Origin of the sequence: Pararhodobacter marinus, from assembly GCF_003122215.1 — a bacterium.
GTDB lineage: Bacteria > Pseudomonadota > Alphaproteobacteria > Rhodobacterales > Rhodobacteraceae > Pararhodobacter > Pararhodobacter marinus.
On sequence record NZ_QEYD01000009.1, the window covers coordinates 33,627 to 50,818 of the forward strand.

Annotated in this window: 17 protein-coding genes and 1 pseudogene; 14 read left to right on the forward strand and 4 right to left on the reverse strand. The window is 66.3% G+C overall.

All coding sequences use genetic code 11. The features are described 5' to 3' along the window. Positions 1-9: 9 nt before the first annotated feature. The 5 genes from rpsK (at position 10) to C4N9_RS14790 (ending at position 4,280) form a co-directional block, all read left to right on the forward strand. Positions 10-405, forward strand: coding sequence for a 30S ribosomal protein S11 (gene rpsK / locus C4N9_RS14770; protein ID WP_109534123.1), 396 nt, complete (start codon positions 10-12; stop codon positions 403-405). Positions 406-523: 118 nt separating this feature from the next. Next, entirely contained in the window at positions 524-1,540 is a 1,017-nt protein-coding gene (locus C4N9_RS14775; protein ID WP_109534124.1) for a DNA-directed RNA polymerase subunit alpha, read from the forward strand. A gap of 171 nt (positions 1,541-1,711) precedes the next feature. Then, positions 1,712-2,128, forward strand: coding sequence for a 50S ribosomal protein L17 (gene rplQ / locus C4N9_RS14780; RefSeq protein WP_109534125.1), 417 nt, complete (start codon positions 1,712-1,714; stop codon positions 2,126-2,128). A gap of 151 nt (positions 2,129-2,279) precedes the next feature. Beyond that, positions 2,280-2,642 carry a DUF1304 domain-containing protein gene (locus C4N9_RS14785; RefSeq protein ID WP_109534126.1) on the forward strand — a complete coding sequence of 121 codons (363 nt, stop codon included), beginning with the start codon at positions 2,280-2,282 and terminating at the stop codon, positions 2,640-2,642. An 87-nt stretch (positions 2,643-2,729) separates the two neighbouring features. Continuing rightward, positions 2,730-4,280: a Do family serine endopeptidase gene (locus C4N9_RS14790; RefSeq protein ID WP_245902573.1), complete on the forward strand. Its 1,551-nt coding sequence runs from the start codon at positions 2,730-2,732 to the stop codon at positions 4,278-4,280. Here C4N9_RS14790 and C4N9_RS14795 read toward each other — a convergent pair whose 3' ends face one another. Next, the gene (locus tag C4N9_RS14795; RefSeq protein ID WP_109534278.1) at positions 4,281-5,909 is read right to left on the reverse strand and encodes a thiamine pyrophosphate-binding protein; all 1,629 of its coding nucleotides are present in this window, start codon (positions 5,907-5,909) and stop codon (positions 4,281-4,283) included. It abuts the gene before it with no gap. A 131-nt stretch (positions 5,910-6,040) separates the two neighbouring features. On the opposite strand from C4N9_RS14795, the gene C4N9_RS14800 reads away from it, so the two are divergent. From C4N9_RS14800 to C4N9_RS14840, 9 genes and pseudogenes are all read left to right on the forward strand, one after another. Next, positions 6,041-7,363 carry a replication-associated recombination protein A gene (locus C4N9_RS14800; RefSeq protein WP_109534279.1) on the forward strand — a complete coding sequence of 441 codons (1,323 nt, stop codon included), beginning with the start codon at positions 6,041-6,043 and terminating at the stop codon, positions 7,361-7,363. 48 nt (positions 7,364-7,411) lie between these two features. After that, positions 7,412-7,786: pseudogene (gene crcB / locus C4N9_RS14805) on the forward strand (fluoride efflux transporter CrcB); the annotation flags it as partial. Then, positions 7,786-8,823 (forward strand): RluA family pseudouridine synthase, encoded by a 1,038-nt coding sequence (locus C4N9_RS14810; protein WP_109534128.1) that lies wholly within the window; start codon positions 7,786-7,788, stop codon positions 8,821-8,823. The pseudogene crcB and the gene C4N9_RS14810, both read left to right, overlap by 1 nt. Then, complete coding sequence (locus tag C4N9_RS14815) at positions 8,820-9,494, forward strand: HAD-IA family hydrolase (RefSeq protein ID WP_109534129.1); 675 nt, start codon at positions 8,820-8,822, stop codon at positions 9,492-9,494. Before C4N9_RS14810 ends, C4N9_RS14815 begins: the two co-directional genes overlap by 4 nt. Further along, positions 9,491-10,201, forward strand: a complete 711-nt coding sequence (locus tag C4N9_RS14820; protein WP_109534130.1) for an ATP12 family chaperone protein — start codon at positions 9,491-9,493, stop codon at positions 10,199-10,201. The genes C4N9_RS14815 and C4N9_RS14820 overlap by 4 nt, the downstream gene beginning before the upstream one ends. A 246-nt stretch (positions 10,202-10,447) precedes the next feature. After that, positions 10,448-11,464: an amino acid ABC transporter substrate-binding protein gene (locus tag C4N9_RS14825; RefSeq protein WP_109534131.1), complete on the forward strand. Its 1,017-nt coding sequence runs from the start codon at positions 10,448-10,450 to the stop codon at positions 11,462-11,464. A 134-nt stretch (positions 11,465-11,598) separates the two neighbouring features. After that, complete coding sequence (locus C4N9_RS14830; protein ID WP_109534132.1) at positions 11,599-12,849, forward strand: amino acid ABC transporter permease; 1,251 nt, start codon at positions 11,599-11,601, stop codon at positions 12,847-12,849. Position 12,850: 1 nt separating this feature from the next. Then, positions 12,851-14,149, forward strand: a complete 1,299-nt coding sequence (locus tag C4N9_RS14835; protein WP_109534133.1) for an amino acid ABC transporter permease — start codon at positions 12,851-12,853, stop codon at positions 14,147-14,149. Positions 14,150-14,161: 12 nt separating this feature from the next. Beyond that, on the forward strand, positions 14,162-14,947 hold the full coding sequence (locus tag C4N9_RS14840; RefSeq protein WP_109534134.1) for an amino acid ABC transporter ATP-binding protein: 786 nt from the start codon (positions 14,162-14,164) through the stop codon (positions 14,945-14,947). Between the two features lie 191 nt (positions 14,948-15,138). Here C4N9_RS14840 and C4N9_RS14845 read toward each other — a convergent pair whose 3' ends face one another. The 3 genes from C4N9_RS14845 to argB are packed head-to-tail and all read right to left on the reverse strand — an operon-like array spanning position 15,139 to position 17,190. Beyond that, the gene (locus C4N9_RS14845) at positions 15,139-15,645 is read right to left on the reverse strand and encodes a SixA phosphatase family protein (RefSeq protein ID WP_109534135.1); all 507 of its coding nucleotides are present in this window, start codon (positions 15,643-15,645) and stop codon (positions 15,139-15,141) included. Continuing rightward, the gene (locus C4N9_RS14850) at positions 15,642-16,298 is read right to left on the reverse strand and encodes a ferredoxin (protein WP_245902574.1); all 657 of its coding nucleotides are present in this window, start codon (positions 16,296-16,298) and stop codon (positions 15,642-15,644) included. The genes C4N9_RS14845 and C4N9_RS14850 overlap by 4 nt, the downstream gene beginning before the upstream one ends. Then, positions 16,285-17,190, reverse strand: coding sequence for an acetylglutamate kinase (gene argB / locus C4N9_RS14855; protein ID WP_109534136.1), 906 nt, complete (start codon positions 17,188-17,190; stop codon positions 16,285-16,287). The genes C4N9_RS14850 and argB overlap by 14 nt, the downstream gene beginning before the upstream one ends. Between the last annotated feature and the right edge of the window lie 2 nt (positions 17,191-17,192).

Genomic DNA, 17,192 nt, shown 5'->3' on the forward strand with positions numbered 1-17,192 from the left:
GCAGGACCAATGGCTCGTGATACCAAAGTCGCGCGCGTCAAGCGCAAAGAGCGTAAGAACATTGCAGCCGGCGTGGCGCATGTGAACTCGACGTTCAACAACACCAAGATCCTGATCTCGGACGTGCAGGGCAACGCGATCTCGTGGTCGTCGGCCGGCACTATGGGCTTCAAGGGCTCGCGGAAATCGACCCCCTACGCCGCCCAGCTGGCGGCGGAAGATGCGGCGAAGAAGGCCCAGGAACACGGCCTGCGCACGCTCGAAGTCGAAGTGCAGGGCCCCGGTTCGGGCCGCGAATCGGCGCTGCGTGCGCTGGCGGCTGCCGGCCTGACCATCACCTCGATCCGTGACGTGACCCCGCTGGCGCATAATGGTTGCCGCCCGCCGAAACGTCGCCGCGTCTGACGCATTCAAACCCTGCACGGACCGCGCCCTCACGGGTGCGGTCCGCTGCTGTCATTGAGAGACCCTCGGGCGTGTCCGGCTTCGGTCATGAGCCGGTCACAAGAATGGAGGCACATCCATGATCCACAAGAACTGGCAGGAACTGATCAAGCCCGCGCAGCTTGACGTGCGCGCCGGTGCCGATCCGTCGCGGAAGGCCACCGTCGTCGCCGAGCCGCTCGAGCGCGGTTTCGGCCTGACGCTGGGCAACGCGCTGCGCCGCGTGCTGATGTCGTCGCTGCAAGGCGCGGCGATCACCTCGGTGCAGATCGACAACGTCCTGCACGAATTCTCCTCGGTCGCCGGGGTCCGCGAAGATGTCACCGACATCGTGCTGAACCTCAAGGGCGTCGCGCTGCGGATGGATGTGGACGGGCCCAAGCGCGTCACCATCTCGGCCCGCGGTCCGGCGCTGGTGAAAGCCGGCGATATCGCCGTCACCAACGGGATCGAGGTCCTGAACAAGGATCACGTGATCTGCCACCTCGATGACGGCGCCGAGCTGTTCATGGAGCTGACGGTGAACACCGGCAAGGGCTATGTCGGCGCGGACAAGAACCGGCCCGAAGACGCCCCTATCGGCCTGATCCCGATCGACGCGATCTATTCGCCGGTCAAGAAAGTCGCCTACGAAGTCACGCCCACCCGCGAGGGCCAGGTGCTGGACTACGACAAGCTGACGATGAAGATCGAAACCGACGGCTCGGTCACGCCCGAGGACGCCGTGGCCTTCGCCGCGCGCATCCTGCAGGACCAGCTGCAGGTCTTCGTGAACTTCGAAGAGCCGGAAGCGGCGGGCCGCGGTGCGGATGACGACGGGCTCGAGTTCAATCCGCTTCTGTTGAAGAAGGTGGACGAGCTGGAACTGTCGGTGCGTTCGGCCAACTGCCTGAAGAACGACAACATCGTCTATATCGGCGACCTGATCCAGAAAACCGAAGCCGAGATGCTGCGCACCCCGAACTTCGGCCGCAAGTCGCTCAACGAGATCAAGGAAGTGCTTTCGGGCATGGGTCTGCATCTGGGCATGGAAGTCGAGGACTGGCCGCCGGAGAACATCGAAGAGCTGGCCAAGCGCTTCGAAGACCAGTTCTGAAGCGCATCGGTGCGTGCAAGCACGCACCCTACAGCCTTAGGGAAGGGCGGCAGCCGCCCCTCCCGAACAATGCCCGGATAGCCGGGGAACAGACTGGGCATCCCGCCCCAACGACGCCCGCCGCAACGCACGGCTGGCAACACAAAGCAAAAGACGTCATAGGAGATCATCATGCGTCACGCCCGTGGTTACCGCCGCCTCAACCGCACCCATGAACACCGCAAGGCGCTGTTCTCGAACATGGCCGGCTCGCTGATCGAGCACGAGCAGATCAAGACCACCCTGCCCAAGGCCAAGGAACTGCGCCCGATCGTCGAGAAGCTGATCACGCTCGCCAAGCGCGGCGATCTGCATGCCCGCCGTCAGGCCGCTGCCATGCTGAAGGAAGACAAGGACGTCGCCAAGCTGTTCGACGTGCTGGCCGCCCGCTACAAGGACCGCGCCGGTGGTTACACCCGCGTCCTGAAAGCCGGCTTCCGCTATGGCGACATGGCGCCGATGGCGATCATCGAATTCGTCGAGCGCGACGTCAACGCGAAGGGCGCCGCCGACAAGGCCCGTCTGGAGCAGGACGCCTCGGAAGACTGAGCGCCGCGCCGCCCTCTGGCGACCCGACACCAAGACCCCCGCAGCCCGGCTGCGGGGGTTTTTCGCTGTGTGACGCTCCCTTGCCGGGTGCTTGACCAGGCCGGGCAGGGGCGTAAGCTCGGCCCGGCTCAACCCGCAGGAGCCAACGCCCATGTCCCCGATCGCCCTGATCCTCGTCGCGCTGGTCGCGCTTCTGCACCTCTATATCCTGTGGCTCGAGATGTTCGCCTGGGAGACGCGCGGCCCCGCCGCCTTTCGCTCGCTTCCGCGCGACTTGTTCCCGCAGACAAAGACCCTTGCCGCCAATCAGGGGCTCTATAACGGCTTTCTCGCCGCCGGGCTGATCTGGTCGCTGTTCATCGCCGATCCGGACTGGGCGCGCAACGTCGCCACCTGTTTCCTGATCTTCGTGCTGGTGGCAGGCAGCTACGGGGCGCTGACGGCGAGCCGGCGGATCTTTCTGGTTCAGGGCGTGCCGTCGCTTCTGGCTCTGGCGGCGGTCTGGCTGCTGTAAGCCTGCGTTCGCATTCGCGTGAGACGCCTTGCGCGGCGGGGACGGCATGACCATTCTGCCTTGCGTGAAACGGTATCGGAGGCAGGGATGCGGCGCGTCATCGGATGGGTCCTGATCGGCACAGTGACGGGGATCGGGCTGACCATGGGCGCGATGCAGGCGCTGCCGCCGGTCAGCGCCGAATCGATTGCCAATCCCGCGCCGCCGGCGATCTCGCCCATTCCGCCCGCCGCGCCGGGCCATGCGCAACTGGGCCAGCAATCGGACCCGGTCCCGGCGCCCATTCAGCCGGTGCCGGTGCAGCAACCCGCGGCGCCAAGCGTGCAGGTCCCGGCCAGCCAGGCGCAGATCCAGCTCAGCTTTGCGCCCGTGGTGCGGCAGACCGCGCCCGCCGTCGTCTCGATCTATGCCCGCCGCGTGGTCGAGGCGCGGCAATCGCCTTTCTTCAACGATCCGCTTTTCGGCCAGCTCTTCGGCGATCGCGGCCGCCCGCCCCGGGTGCAGAACGCGCTGGGGTCGGGGGTGATCCTGACCTCGGACGGGATCGTCGTGTCGAATTTCCACGTCGTGGGCAATGCCGACGATATCCGCGTGGTGCTGAACGACCGCCGGGAATTCACCGCCGAGGTGATTTTGGCGGATGAGACCAGCGACCTTGCCATCCTGCGGCTTCAGGGCGCCAACGACCTGCCCGCCATCGAACTGGCCGACAGCGACCGCACCGAAGTGGGCGATCTGGTGCTGGCCATCGGCAACCCGTTCGGCGTGGGCCAGACCGTCAGCAGCGGCATCGTCAGCGCGCTGGCGCGTTCGGGGCTCGCGGTGGGGTCGGGGACCGGCTATTTCATCCAGACCGACGCGGCGATCAATCCGGGCAATTCCGGCGGCGCGCTGGTCGATATGTCGGGGCGACTGGTGGGCATCAATTCGGCCATCCTCACGCGCTCGGGCGGGTCGAACGGGATCGGCTTTGCGATCCCCGCGAACCTTGTGGCGCAGGTCGTGGCGCAGGCCGAGGGCGGCGCGAGCGCCTTTCAGCGTCCATGGATGGGGATGAGCGGCCAGTCTGTCGATGCCGCGCTGGCCGAGGCTCTGGGGCTGGGCCTGCCGCAGGGCGTGGCGATCACCGAACTGCACCCGCAAAGCCCGCTGGCCCGCGCCGGGCTGCAAAGCGGCGACGTGGTGCTGGCGGTGAATGACGAGCCGGTGAACTCGCCGCAGGAAATGATGTTCCGCCTGTCCGCCGGCGGGATCGGTGGCGAGGCCACGCTGACCTGGCAGCGCGGCACCGAGCGGCGCGAAGCCCGCGTGGCGCTGGTGGCGCCCCCGGAAACGCCCGCCCGCAACCGCCTGACCGTGCGCAGCAGCGCGCTGCGCGGGCTGGTGGCCGAGACGATCAACCCCGCCGTCGCGGCCGAGCAGGGGCTCGACCCGCAAGCTTCGGGCGTGGTGGTGGTCGAGGTCGCGGATCTCGCCGCCCGCGCTGGCCTGCAGCCGGGCGACGTGCTGTTGTCGGTCAACCGCCAGCGCGTCGGCGATACCGCCGCGCTCGACCGCGCGCTCAGCGATCCCTCGCGCTATTGGGAGGTCGAGCTGGTGCGCGGCGGTCGGCGCAGCGTGCTGCGTTTCCGGATCTGATCAGACCCGCATGCGCGGCACGTCGTTGGGATCGAGCCGCAATTCGATCAACAGCGGCTTGTCGCGGGTCTCGATGGCCTTCATCGCCGCGTCCAGCTCCTCGTCCGAGGTGACGACCATCCCCTGACCGCCCAGGGCAGTGGCGACATCGGCGAAGGACGGCCATTCGAACTGCGCAAGGCCGGGATCCATCTGTCGGTCCAGGAACTGGATATGCTCGGCGCCATAGGCATTGTCATTGGCGACGATCACGATCAGGTCCTGCTTCAGCCGCACGGCGGTGTTGAACTCGTTGATGCCGCCCATCATGAACCCGCCGTCGCCGGTGAACAGCACGACAGGCCGGTCCGGCGCGGCGATGCCCGCGCCGATCGCCACCTGCAGGCCCAGCCCGATCGAGCCGAAATTGGTTGTGGCAATGAAGCTGCGCGCATCGGGACTGGAAATCCGGCACCAGACCTCGGTCATGAAGCGTCCGCCATCGGTGGTCACCAGCCGGTTTTCCGGCAGCGCCTTTTCCAGCCGTTCCAGCGCCTGCACGAAGTTGATGCAGCCCTCGGCGGTGTCGCCCGGGCGCCCGACCGGATGGCGCGTGAGCTCGTCCATGTCGAGCTCCTTGGCAAAGCCCGTCGGCGCGATCTCGGCCTCGTTCAGCCACCAGACGATATTGTCGGCGGTGAGCCCGGCATCCGAGACCAGGACCGCGTCGGGCCGGAAATTCTTCGCCGCCGCCGTCGCGTCCGAATTGATCTGCACCACGCGTTTGCCCTTCAGAAGCTTGCCCTGATCGGTGGTGAAATGGTGCAGGCTCGACCCGAAGGCGACGATGCAATCGGCCTTGTCGATCGCCTCATAGGCCGCCGGGGTCGAAAGCGTACCGAAGATACCCATATTCGACGGATGGCCCCGGAACAGGTCCTTGGCCTTCAGCGTGGTGGCAAGCGGCGCCTCCATCCGTTCGGCCAGCGCGACGATCTTGTCGCGCGCATCCAGGGCGCCCACACCGGCCAGAACGATGGGCCGCTTGGCCGAGGCGATCATGCCCACCGCCTGATCCAGATCGTCCCCCTCGGGCACATAGGCGGGCGCGCCGAAGACCGGGAAGACGCAGGCCTCGTGCTGGACCTCCTGCCACATGAAATCGGCGGGCATGTTCAGCACGATGGGCCGCTTCTCGACCCGCGCGCGGTGAAAGGCATGGGCGACGTCGTAGCTGGCGGTTTCGGGGGCGCGCATCTGCAGGAACCCGGCCCCGGTGATGTGCACCACCTCGCGCTGGTCGATATTCTGCAGGTTCTGCGGCGCCATCACCGCCGTATCGCCCGCAAGCAGCACCATCGGCACCTGCGCGCGCGCGGCCTCGACCAGCGCGGTCACGCAATTCGTCAGCGCCGGACCATGCGTCACGGTGGCGACCGCGACGCTCTGGCTGATCCGGGCATGGGCGGCCGCCATCAGGACCGCGCTGCCCTCATAGGCCACGGGCACGAACTGCCCGCCGCCCTCGCGGACGTAATGGTCGACCATGAACAGATTCGCGTCGCCCATCAGGCCGTACATCGTGGTGATTCCATGATCCAGCACGGCCTGCGCGATGGATTGGTGAACATAGGTTTTGGTGTCGGACATCGTGATCTCCCTGATGCTGTCAAACATGCATCCATGCCCCCGGAATGCAACCGGGCCGTTGCAACTGCAAGAATGACGTCGCGCGTTCGGCCTCTCTTTCCGCCCGCCCGCGCAGCCCCTACATTGGCACCATGGCCGATCTCTTCGATTCCTCGCCCGACGGCACCCCCGAGCCCCATGCCGACGCCCCGCGTCCGCTGGCCGACCGCCTGCGTCCCAAGGCGCTGGACGAGGTGATCGGACAGGAATCCGTGCTGGGCACCGACGGCCCGCTGGGCGCGATGCTGGCGGCGGGGACGCTGTCTTCGCTGATCCTGTGGGGGCCGCCCGGCGTGGGCAAGACCACCATCGCGCGGCTGCTGGCCAAGGTGACGGACCTGCATTTCGTCCAGATAAGCGCGATTTTCTCGGGCGTGCCGGAGCTGCGCAAGGTGTTCGAGGCGGCCCGGATGCGGCGCCAGAACGGGCAGGGGACGCTGTTGTTCGTGGACGAGATCCACCGCTTCAACAAGGCCCAGCAGGACGGCTTTCTGCCGCATATGGAAGACGGCACGATCCTTTTGATCGGCGCCACGACCGAGAACCCCTCGTTCGAGCTCAACGCCGCCGTGCTCTCGCGCGCGCAGGTCATCACGCTGAAACGCCTGTCGCTGGCCGATCTGGAGCGGCTGGCCGAGCGCGCCGAGCGCGAAATGGGCCGCAAGCTGCCCCTCACGGTCGAGGCGCGCGATGTGCTGATGGAAATGGCCGATGGCGACGGCCGGGCGATGCTGAACCTGATCGAGCAGGTCATGGCGTGGAAAGTGCCCGGCCCGCTGGCGCCCGATGCGCTGGCCAAGCGGCTGATGCGGCGGGCGGCGAAATACGACAAGTCGGGCGACGAGCATTACAACCTGATCTCGGCGCTGCACAAATCGGTGCGCGGATCGGATCCCGACGCGGCGCTATACTGGTTCGCGCGGATGCTCGAAGGGGGCGAAGATCCCCGCTTTCTGGCCCGCCGCCTGACCCGCATGGCGGTCGAGGATATCGGGCTGGCCGATCCGCAGGCGCAGGCTTTGTGTCTGGACGCGTGGCAGACCTATGAACGACTGGGCAGCCCCGAGGGCGAGCTGGCGCTGGCGCAAGCGGTGGTCTATCTCGCCCTCGCGCCCAAATCGAACGCGGTCTATGTGGCTTACAAGGCCGCGCGGCAGCTGGCGCAGAAGACCGGCAGCGCGATGCCGCCCGCGCATATCCTCAACGCTCCCACCAAGCTGATGGAGGAACAGGGCTACGGCGCGGGCTATCAATACGACCATGACGCGCAGGACGGGTTCAGCGGCCAGAACTATTTCCCCGAGGGCGTGAAGCGCCCGGTTCTCTATGCCCCGCCCGAACGCGGGTTCGAGCGCGAGCTGAAGAAGCGGACCGAGTATTTCGCCAAGCTGCGCAGCCGTCGCAGCAGCGCGTGATTCCCTGTTCAGCTTGACTTTGCGGCTTGCCCGCGCGAAGGCAGCGCCATGTTGACAACCCTTCTTCAAGTCGCCCTCGGGGGCGCCCTCGGCGCTTCGGGCCGCTACCTGACCGGGGTGGCGGCGATCCGCGTCATGGGTCCCGGCTTTCCCTGGGGGACGCTTACGGTGAATGTCGTGGGCTCGTTCGTCATGGGCGTTGTCGTCGTCGCGCTGGGTCATCTCGGCGCCAACCGCTTCGCGCCGCTTCTGATGACCGGCGTGCTGGGCGGGTTTACCACTTTCTCGGCCTTCTCCCTCGATGCGATAACGATCTGGGAGCGCGGCGACCACCTGACGGCGGGGCTTTACGTGCTGGCCTCGGTGGTCTTGTCGCTGGCGGCGATCCTCGCCGGGCTGGCAATCGCAAGGAGCCTTTTGGCATGAGCGGCGTGCAGACCATAACCGTGGCCGAGGACGAGGGCGATCAGCGCCTCGACCGCTGGCTGAAAAAGAAATTCCCGCAGGTCACGCAGGGCATGGTGGAGAAATTCTGCCGCAAGGGCGAGCTGCGGCTCGACGGCAAGCGCGTGAAGTCGGGCGACCGGATCGAGGCGGGGCAAAGCGTGCGCATCCCGCCGCTGCCCGATGCCGCCCCGCCACCGCCCACGCGCGTGCCGGGTATTCCCGATGCCGATGCCGAGATGATCCGCGACTGCGTGCTGTGGAAGGACGAGCATATCATCGCCCTCAACAAGCCCCCCGGGCTGCCGTCGCAGGGTGGCTCGGGGCAGGGCAACCGCCACGTGGACGGGCTGACCGAGGCGCTGAAATTCGGCTACAAGGACCGGCCCGTGCTGGTCCACCGGCTGGACAAGGACACGTCGGGCGTGCTGCTGCTGGCGCGCACCCCCCGCGTCGCCCGCCGTCTGGGCGAAGCCTTCCGCGCCCGCAACACGCGCAAGATCTACTGGGCCATCGTCGCGGGCGTGCCGCAACCGCTGATGGGCACGATCCGCTACGGGCTGGTGAAAGCCGGCCTGCGCGGCGAAAGCGAGAAGATGCGCTGCATCCATCCCAATGAGGTCGACAAGACCGACGGCGCCAAGCGGGCGACCACCGATTACGCCGTGCTCGACCGGCTGGGCAGCCGGGCCGCCTGGGTCGCGCTGGTTCCGATCACCGGGCGCACCCACCAGCTGCGCGCGCATATGGCCGAGATGGGGCACCCGATCATCGGCGACGGCAAATATGGCGGCTCGGGGCAGGAAAACCTGGGCGATGGCTGGGGCGCGCAGCTGGGCGGCGATATCAGCCGCAAGCTGCACCTGCACGCCCGCCGCATCAGCTTCGAACACCCGATCACCGGCAAGCCCGTGCTGATCGAGGCGCCGCTGCCCGAGCATATGGCGCGCAGCTGGAAAACGCTGGGCTGGCGCGAAACCGATGTGCCTGCCGATCCGTTCGAGGAGCAGGAATGACAATCCCCCGACTGGTGATCTTCGATGTCGACGGCACGCTGGTCGACAGCCAGGCTGATATCGTCGCCTCGATGACCCAGGCTTTTCTGGCGCAAGAGCTGGTCGTGCCGCCGGTCGATGCGATCAAGGGGATCGTCGGGCTGTCCCTGCCCGTGGCGATGATCCGGCTTGCGCCCGACGTGCCCGCCGCCACGCATGACGCGCTGGTCGAAGGCTACAAGCGTGCCTATCAGGCGCTGCGGCTGAAGAACGGCGCGCTGGGCAGCCCGCTTTTTCCCGGCGCGCGCGATGCGCTCGGAAGGTTGGCGGCGGATCCGAACGTGCAACTGGCCGTCGCGACCGGGAAGTCCCGGCGCGGGCTGGACAGCCTGATCGAGTCGCACGGGCTGCAAGGGGTCTTTGTCGCCACGCAGGTGGCCGATGACCACCCGTCGAAACCGCATCCCTCGATGATCCATGCCTGTTTGCGCGCGACGGGCGTTGCCCCGGCGCAGGCGGTGATCGTGGGCGATACCGAGTTCGACATCGACATGGGCCGCGCCGCGGGCATCCGCACCATCGGCGTGACCTGGGGCTATCATGCGCGCGCGCGTCTGGCACAGGCCGACCGGCTGATCGACGGTTTCGACGAGCTCGACGCGGCGCTGGAAACGATCTGGGGGCTGGCATGAGCGAGTGGGCACCGAAGAAATTCTGGACCGAGGCCAGCGTGGCCGAGCTGCCCGAGGGCTTTACCGTCCGGCTGGATGGCCGCCCGGTGAAGACGCCCGCCAAGGCGCCCCTGATCATCCCCACCCGCACGATGGCCGAGCTGGTCGCCGCCGAATGGCACGCGCAGGACGACAAGATCGTGCCCGACACGATGCCCGCGACCCGCGCTGCCAATGCCGCCATCGACAAGGTGCAGCACCAGTTCGACGAAGTGGCCGAGATCATCACCGCCTATGGCGAGACCGATCTGCTGTGTTACCGCGCCGACAGCCCGGCCGAGCTGGTCGCGCGGCAGCGCGCGGCGTGGGATCCGCTGCTGGAATGGTCGGCAGGCCGGTTCGGCGTGCAGTGGAACGTCACCACCGGCGTGATGCCGACCCCGCAACCGCCCGAGACGCTGGCGATCCTGCGCGCGCATGTCGACGGCTACACGCCGTTCCAGCTGACCGCGTTCCACGATCTGGTGGCGATGTCGGGCTCTCTGGTGATCGGTCTCGCCGCCGCCGGGGGAATCGCCCGGCCCGAGGATCTGTGGGCCGCCTCGCGAATCGACGAGGACTGGCAGACCGAGCAATGGGGCGAGGATGAAGAGGCCGCGATCCTGACGTCGGGTCGCCGCCGGGCCTTTCACGATGCGGCCCGTTTTTTCGCCGCCAGCACGCCCTGATGCATCGCCGCCTTGTTGCCTGAAAACGCGCCGGATGCCGGGCGTTTGCCGCCTGCTTGGGCAGTCAGGCGGGAAATGATTGACTTGACGGCCAATAATAATCGGCACAAATTCGCTTACGCAGCATCATAAAGGTGCGCCGCATTGCCACTGCAATGCCGAGCCGGGACCAACCCGGCAGCGATTGGCCCCGCAGTGGGCCGAACTGACCGCCGCCAAGCGCGGTGTAAACAGGAAGAGGTAAAGATGAAAAAATCGGTATTTCTGGGGACGCTTGCCGCAGCGGCTCTTGCCGGGGGCTTCGCGTCGGCCACGACGCTCGAAGACGTCCAGGCCGCCGGCACGCTGAACTGCGGTGTGTCGACCGGGGTTAACGGCTTCTCGGCTCCCGACGCCAACGGCGTCTGGCAGGGCTTCGACGTTGCCGTCTGCCGCGCTGTCGCCGCCGCCGTTCTGGGCGACCCGATGGCCGTGAATTTCGTCCCGACCACCGGCCAGACCCGCTTCACCGCGCTGGCCTCGGGCGAAATCGACCTGCTGGCGCGCAACACCACCTGGACCTTCTCGCGCGATGTGGACCTCGGCTTCACCTTCGTCGGCGTGAACTACTACGACGGTCAGGGCTTCATGGTCCCGCGTGAGCTGGGCGTGTCCTCGGCCACCGAGCTCGATGGCGCCACCGTCTGCATCCAGACCGGCACCACCACCGAGCTGAACCTCGCGGATTACTTCCGCGTCAACAACATGAGCTACGAGCCGGTGCCGATCGAAACCAACGCCGAGGCGCAGCAGCAATACCTTGCCGGCGCCTGCGACGTGTACACCACCGACGCGTCGGGCCTCGCGGCCACCCGCGCCTCGTTCGAGACCCCGGGCGATCACGTCATCCTGCCCGAGATCATCTCGAAAGAGCCGCTCGGTCCGCTCGTCCGTCAGGGCGACGATCAATGGGCCGACATCAACCGCTGGGTGCTGAACGCGCTGATCGCGGCGGAAGAGCTGGGTGTCACCTCGGCCAATCTCGAGCAGATGGCTGCCGGCACCGACAACCCGGAGATCAACCGCCTGCTGGGCACCGAGGGTGATCTGGGCGCGATGCTGGGCCTGTCGGCCGACTTCGCCCGCAACGCGATCGCCGCAGGTGGCAACTACGGCGAGATCTTCGCCGCAACCATCGGTGAAGCCACGCCGATCGGTCTGGCGCGCGGTCTGAACGCGCAGTGGACGCAGGGCGGCCTGATCTACGCACCGCCCTTCCGCTAAGGGCAAGACAAGCGGCGCGCGGTGGGACCATCGCGCGCCGTTTTCCTATCCAGACAACGCATAACCGTACCACCCGCAGCCGGCTGACCGGCGCGAGGCATAACAAAAGCGGTACGGATGCAGGGAGACAATTTATGGCAATGGACAGCGGGGCCCCACAGAGGTCCTTCACTCTGGGTATGTTGCTGTACGACACGCGCTACCGGTCGTACACGATCCAGATCTTCGCCCTGATCCTGCTGATGCTGGGCGCCGCCTGGCTGGTGGACAACACGATCCGCAACCTCGCAGCCCTCGGTAAGGACTTCTCGTTCGATTTCCTCTGGAGCACCTCGGGTTACGACATCTCGCAGCGCCCGATCGAATATGACAGCACCTATACCCATGGCCGCGCGGCCATCGTGGGCCTGCTGAACACGCTGATCCTTGCGGTCATGGCCTGCGTCACGGCGACGGTGATCGGTGTCATCGCCGGGGTCCTGCGGCTGTCGAAGAACTGGATCGTCGCCAAGCTGATGACGGTCTATATCGAGACCTTCCGCAACGTCCCGGTGCTGATCTGGATCATCGTCGTCTCGGCGGTGATGTCGGAATCGATGCCGGCACCCAGCGCTTTCCGCGGCGACACGCCGGACGCCTCGATGCTGTTCGACTCCATCGCCATCACCAATCGCGGCGTCTATGTTCCCGGTCCGCTCTTTGACAACAGCCTCGGGACGGTCAGCGTCCTGGGCGTGCAGCCGTCGCTCGACATCATCGCGGTGATCGTCGTTCTGGCGCTGTCGATCTGGGCCAATGTCCGGCTGGTGCGCCACGCGGCCAAGGTCCAGAACGCCACCGGCATCCGTCCCAAGACCTGGTGGAAGTCGATCCTGATCCTGCTGGCGCCGATCACCATCCTGCTGTTCGCGCTGGGCTTTCATCTGGATTACCCCGAACTGCGCGGCTTCAATTTCCAGGGCGGGATCCAGATGCGCAACTCGCTTCTGGCGATGTGGCTGGGCCTGTCGATCTATACCGCCGCCTTCATCGCCGAAATCGTTCGCGCCGGTATCCTGGCCATCAACAAGGGCCAGACCGAAGCCGCCTATGCGCTGGGTGTGCAGCCCAGCAAGACGATGCGGCTGGTGATCCTGCCGCAGGCGCTGCGCGTCATCGTTCCGCCGCTGATCTCGCAATATCTCAACATCACCAAGAACACCTCGCTGGGTCTGGCGGTGGGCTACATGGACCTGCGCTCGACGCTGGGCGGCATCACCATCAACCAGACCGGACGCGAGCTGGAAGGGATGTTGCTGATGATGCTCATCTACCTGCTCGTGAGCCTCGCGATCTCGGGGGTGATGAACGTCTACAACAACCGTGTCAGACTGAAGGAGCGGTGAGATGAGCGATACCCATGCCCAAACCGTCCCTTTCGTGCGCGACACGATGCTGCCCGAGGCCGAACCCCCGGCCAGCGAAATGGGCGCGGTGAAATGGATCCGCGAGAACCTGTTCAACGGATGGGTCAGCGCGGTGCTGACCGTGCTGTCGATCGCCGTCGTCGCGTTCCTGGTCTATGAACTGTTCCCGTGGTTCGCCAATTCGGTCTGGAACGCCAACTCGCTGACCGAATGCCGCCAGATCCTCGACGGCGCGACCGGCGCCTGCTGGGCGGTGATCCGGGTCAACTGGCTGCAGCTGATCTTCGGCTTCTACCCGCCGGACCTGTACTGGCGTCCGATCCTGGCCTTTGTCCTGCTGATCGTCGCGGTTGCCCCCGTGCTGTTCCCGGCGGCGCCCAAGAACCTGCTGTATTTCTCGGCCGTCTACCCGTTCCTTGCGGTGTGGCTGCTGTGGGGCGGCACGATCTGGGGCGTGCTGGTCGCGGCGATGGGCTTCGGCGTGGGCTATCTGGCCCTGCGCCTTCTGGGGTCCTTCGGCACGCTGATCCAGACCGGGGGCGCGGTGATCGCCGCGCTGGTCTGGTGGATCCTGCTGGCCGCGCCGATCATCGATGTGCTGTCGGCGGCGCTTCCCATCGGCATCGAAGCGGTGCCGTCGCGGGAATTCGGCGGCTTCATGATCTCGATCATCATCGGCGTCGCGGGCATCGCCCTGTCGCTGCCGCTGGGGATCCTGCTGGCGCTGGGACGGCAATCGAACATGCCGCTGATCAAGGGCGTCTCGGTCGTCTTCATCGAGTTCATCCGCGGCGTGCCGTTGATCACCCTGCTGTTCACGGCCTCGCTGCTGCTGAACTATTTCCTGCCGCCGGGTACGAATTTCGACCTGATCCTGCGCGTGATCATCATGGTGACGCTGTTCGCCACCGCCTACATGGCCGAGGTGATCCGGGGCGGGCTCGCCGCGCTGCCGCGCGGACAGTATGAGGGCGCCGACGCGCTGGGCCTCGATTACTGGAAGGCGCAGCGGCTCATCATCATGCCGCAGGCGCTGAAAATCTCCATCCCGGGCATCGTCAACACCTTCATCGGCCTGTTCAAGGACACCACGCTGGTCGTGTTCATCGGCCTTCTCGACCCGATCGGCCGGGCCAGCGCGATCCGCGCCACCTCGGACTGGCAGGGGATCTACTGGGAGCTGTTCATCTTCATCGGTGCCGTCTTCTGGGTCTTCTGCTTCGGCATGTCGCGCTATTCGATGTATCTCGAGCGCCGCCTTCAGACCGACCATCGCTAAGGAGTTCCTGTCATGGAAACCACGAATACCGCTGTCAATCGCAGCCAGATGACGGTCTCGGACGAGGTCGCGATCCAGATCACCAACATGAACAAGTGGTACGGCGCCTTCCATGTGCTGCGCGACATCGACATGACGGTGCACCGGGGCGAACGCATCGTCATCTGCGGGCCCTCGGGATCGGGCAAATCGACGCTGATCCGCTGTATCAACCGGCTCGAGGAACACCAGAAGGGCCAGATCATCGTCGACGGGACCGAGCTGTCCTCGGACCTGAAGAACATCGACAAGGTGCGCTCCGAGGTCGGGATGGTGTTCCAGCACTTCAACCTGTTCCCGCATCTGACGATCCTGGAAAACTGCACGCTGGCGCCGATCTGGGTGCGCAAGGTCCCCAAGCGCGAAGCCGAGGAAACGGCGATGCACTTTCTGGAAAAGGTGAAGATCCCCGAACAGGCGCATAAATATCCCGGCCAGCTTTCGGGCGGTCAGCAACAGCGCGTGGCGATCGCCCGCTCGCTGTGCATGAAGCCGCGGATCATGCTGTTCGACGAACCGACATCGGCGCTTGACCCCGAGATGATCAAGGAAGTGCTGGATACGATGATCCAGCTTGCCGAAGAGGGGATGACGATGCTGTGCGTGACCCACGAAATGGGCTTCGCGCAGGCGGTGGCGAACCGGGTGATCTTCATGGATCAGGGCCAGATCGTCGAGCAGAACGAACCTTACGAGTTCTTCAACAACCCGCAATCGGATCGCACCAAGCTGTTCCTGAGCCAGATCCTGGGCCACTGATCCGGAGTTTTTGACGGGCCGGAGAGAGGGGGGCTGTCTGCCCCCCTCTTGGCCTGCGGCCAATTCACCCCCCGAGGATATTTGCGGCGTAAAGATGCGGCAGAGATGAACAAAGCCTTACCGGCAATCGGCAAGGCTTTGTTTTTCGTCGGGGCGCCGGGATGTCCCAGCGTGGGACATACGGTGGGACCTCAGGCGGTCAGCTCGCGCGGGACGATGAAATCGCGCACCGATCCCTGATGCCAGTCGACCTGTTTCCAGTCGTCGGTTTCAAAGCTGACGACCAGCGTGGCGCCGGTCGGGTAGCGGTGAAACTCGGCATTCGCGGGCGCCCGCGCGACGATCCGTTCGGCGAATTCCGAGATGCCGGGATTGTGGCCGATCATCATCACCGTCGATCCGGTCGCGTGCCGCAGCACCGCCAGCATCACGTCCGCGCTGGCATGGTAGAGCGCAGGTTTCAGGATCAGGCGCGGCTGGGAATCGAGGGAGGCGGCGATGCCCTCCCAGGTTTCGCGGGTGCGCGCGGCATCCGAGCACAGGACCTCGTCGGGGATATCCCCGCGCGAGGCGAGCCACTGGCCCAGATCCGCCGCCGCCGCCTGTCCGCGCGCATTGAGCGGGCGATCCTTGTCGGCCATGGTCGGGTCGTCCCAGCTGGACTTGGCGTGGCGGGTCAGGATCAGACGCTTCATCATCGGTGGAACCTGCTCATGTGATAGGCGGATTGGGCGTCCAGTCTTGCATGGCTTTTCGAGACGGGGCAAGCGCGGCGCGCGGCGCAGCCCCGCGACAGGCAGTCGCCGCCCTCGGGCCGGTCGAGGAAAGCATGGCAGCGCGGCACGTCGTATTCCCTGGCCGAGAGCGCATCGACCGGGCAGGCGGTGACGCAGGGTCGCGTCGCGCAATTGTCGCAGGGATTTGCCGCGGGGGGCAGGGCGACGTCGAAAGGCAGCGCCAGAGCGCCGCGAAACGACACCCACAGGCCCTGTTGCGCATGGACCAGCATGCCGACCGGGCTTTGCCACAGATGCCCCGAGGCCAGCGCCCAGCCGAAGAAGGGCGGCCAGGGCGGTCCGTCAGACGGGTAGAGCGCCGCACCGCCGAAACGGGCGGCAAGCGCGCCCAGAACCCGCGCGGACCAGCGGTCGACGGGATCGGGCGTGCCGTCCTGCCATTCCGGCGCGGCGGTGAGCCGGTCCCAGAAGGCGCGCCCGCCCTGCGGTCCTATCAGCACCAGAGCGCGGCTGCCCGGCGGGCAGAAGATCGGGTCGGGCGCGGTGGCGGCCAGCGCCACCAGCCCGGACGCGTCCAGAGCGGCGAAAAGCGCGGTGGTCTCAGGCCTCGGCATCGCCGGAGCGCGGGGTCACGCGCGGCGGCGTGGCGCGGATCATCGAGCCCGCGCCATGCTCGGTGAAGAGCTCGAGCAGGCAGGCATTGCGCACCCGTCCGTCGAGGATCACCACCGCGCGCACGCCCTCTTCGATCGCCTTGAGCGCCGTCTCGGTCTTGGGGATCATGCCGCCCGCGATCGAGCCGTCGGCGATCATGCTGCGCACCTGGTCGGGGTGCAGCTCAGTCACGACGTTGCCGTCCTTGTCCTTCACGCCCGACACATCCGTCAGCAACAGCAGGCGGTCGGCTTTCAGCGCGCCGGCGATGGCGCCGGCGGCGGTGTCGCCGTTGACGTTGAAGGTTTCCAGCGCGCTCATGCCGGTGGCGACGGGGGCGACGACGGGGATGATGCCCGCCTTGAACAGGTCGCGCAGCACCTGCACGTTCATCTCGACCGGGCGGCCGACGAAGCCCAGTTCGGGATCGTCGGCCTCGCAGACCATGAGGTCGTCATCCTTGCCCGACAGGCCCACGGCGCGGCCGCCCTCGTCCATGATCGCCTGCACGATGCGCTTGTTCACAAGGCCCGTGAGCACCATCTCGACCACTTCGACGGTGGCCTGGTCGGTGACCCGCTTGCCGCGCACGAATTCCGACTTGATGCCCAGTTTCGACAGCATGTCGTTGATCATCGGTCCGCCGCCATGCACGACGATCGGGTTCAGCCCCACCTGCCGCATCAGCACGATGTCGCGGGCGAATTCGGCCATGTCCTCGGCATCGCCCATGGCGTTGCCGCCGAACTTGACGACGACGACGGCGCCCGAGAATCGCTGCAGATAGGGCAGGGCTTCCGACAGGGTGCGGGCGATGGCGGTCCAGTCACGATTCATGTTCTGGTTTCTCATGG

Coding starts and splice junctions, on each gene's coding strand:
- C4N9_RS14775 (WP_109534124.1), top strand. CDS start 524: ATGATCCACAAGAACTGGCAGGAACTGATCAAGCCCGCGCAGCTTGAC.
- C4N9_RS14850 (WP_245902574.1), bottom strand. CDS start 16,298: ATGCCGAGGCCTGAGACCACCGCGCTTTTCGCCGCTCTGGACGCGTCC.
- C4N9_RS14800 (WP_109534279.1), top strand. CDS start 6,041: ATGGCCGATCTCTTCGATTCCTCGCCCGACGGCACCCCCGAGCCCCAT.
- C4N9_RS14810 (WP_109534128.1), top strand. CDS start 7,786: ATGAGCGGCGTGCAGACCATAACCGTGGCCGAGGACGAGGGCGATCAG.
- C4N9_RS14830 (WP_109534132.1), top strand. CDS start 11,599: ATGGCAATGGACAGCGGGGCCCCACAGAGGTCCTTCACTCTGGGTATG.
- rpsK (WP_109534123.1), top strand. CDS start 10: ATGGCTCGTGATACCAAAGTCGCGCGCGTCAAGCGCAAAGAGCGTAAG.
- C4N9_RS14815 (WP_109534129.1), top strand. CDS start 8,820: ATGACAATCCCCCGACTGGTGATCTTCGATGTCGACGGCACGCTGGTC.
- rplQ (WP_109534125.1), top strand. CDS start 1,712: ATGCGTCACGCCCGTGGTTACCGCCGCCTCAACCGCACCCATGAACAC.
- C4N9_RS14785 (WP_109534126.1), top strand. CDS start 2,280: ATGTCCCCGATCGCCCTGATCCTCGTCGCGCTGGTCGCGCTTCTGCAC.
- C4N9_RS14825 (WP_109534131.1), top strand. CDS start 10,448: ATGAAAAAATCGGTATTTCTGGGGACGCTTGCCGCAGCGGCTCTTGCC.
- argB (WP_109534136.1), bottom strand. CDS start 17,190: ATGAGAAACCAGAACATGAATCGTGACTGGACCGCCATCGCCCGCACC.
- C4N9_RS14795 (WP_109534278.1), bottom strand. CDS start 5,909: ATGTCCGACACCAAAACCTATGTTCACCAATCCATCGCGCAGGCCGTG.
- C4N9_RS14840 (WP_109534134.1), top strand. CDS start 14,162: ATGGAAACCACGAATACCGCTGTCAATCGCAGCCAGATGACGGTCTCG.
- C4N9_RS14845 (WP_109534135.1), bottom strand. CDS start 15,645: ATGATGAAGCGTCTGATCCTGACCCGCCACGCCAAGTCCAGCTGGGAC.
- C4N9_RS14835 (WP_109534133.1), top strand. CDS start 12,851: ATGAGCGATACCCATGCCCAAACCGTCCCTTTCGTGCGCGACACGATG.
- C4N9_RS14820 (WP_109534130.1), top strand. CDS start 9,491: ATGAGCGAGTGGGCACCGAAGAAATTCTGGACCGAGGCCAGCGTGGCC.
- C4N9_RS14790 (WP_245902573.1), top strand. CDS start 2,730: ATGCGGCGCGTCATCGGATGGGTCCTGATCGGCACAGTGACGGGGATC.